This is a genomic window from Actinomadura sp. 3N407, from assembly GCF_052245875.1.
Taxonomy (GTDB): Bacteria; Actinomycetota; Actinomycetes; order Streptosporangiales; family Streptosporangiaceae; genus Spirillospora.
The window spans coordinates 1-771 of sequence record NZ_JBQQBP010000081.1; the positions used below are offsets into that span (position 1 = coordinate 1).

Here is a 771-nt window from a genome sequence, read left to right on the forward strand (position 1 = left end):
GGCCTTCTGATCACGAGCGCCCTCCCGAGCGTCGGCTGGCACGGCTTCATCGACCGGCAACGGCTGGCTCAGTTGCTTGAGCGCACTCTCCATCTCCTGGCTGATCTCACGGTTGTTCAGGCTCAACATGCGCCACACCAGATTCTTCTTGTGCGGTGTAAAGGTATCGAGCGCGCCATACCACGCCCTGCCGCGCGGGCTGTTGTCCAATTGCAGCAGGATCGTACAGAGCTGGCCGGCACAGCGGTCTCCATCCCCCGTGTCCGGGGAGGCGGTTTCGCTGTATAGCCCGAGTGCCCGGTCCGTCAGGCTGTCGGCCTTGAGCCAAGAGACAAGGTCTTCGGCAATCAAGTTCATCTTGGCATCGCGATCGTCCAAGCGCTTCTTATGCAGATCGTCGAAATCGGTGAGAACCTTGAGGTTGCAGTAGTTTTCGACGCTCTCCTTGACCTTCGTACCAAGGGCCTTCACCGCGTCATCATGCTTGGCGGTTCGCTCGTCGATCTTCTTCTGAAGATCAGCCTGCCGACGGCGATTCAACTCCTGAATGCTGATGGTTTCGTAGGTGCCATCCGCCTTGCGAATCTTGACGGGTTGCCCGCTATCCGAACCTGGGTAGCGCTCCCCCATGTTTTCCCGGACTTCCCGCATGCGATCCGTCCCGTCTTCATAGTCGGCGACGGCCTTCTTTTCCATCGCCTCCTTGATGATCCGAATACCCTGGCTCGCACTATCCTTCCAGGCATTGCTGTAACCTTGCAGGTCTTTTTC

Annotated in this window: 1 protein-coding gene; it reads right to left on the bottom strand. The window is 58.4% G+C overall.

Annotated elements, in window-relative coordinates; translation table 11 throughout:
• Positions 1–771, bottom strand: a 771-nt coding sequence (locus tag ACTWPP_RS45010; RefSeq protein ID WP_443110621.1) for a hypothetical protein, incomplete at both ends; no start/stop codon positions are given.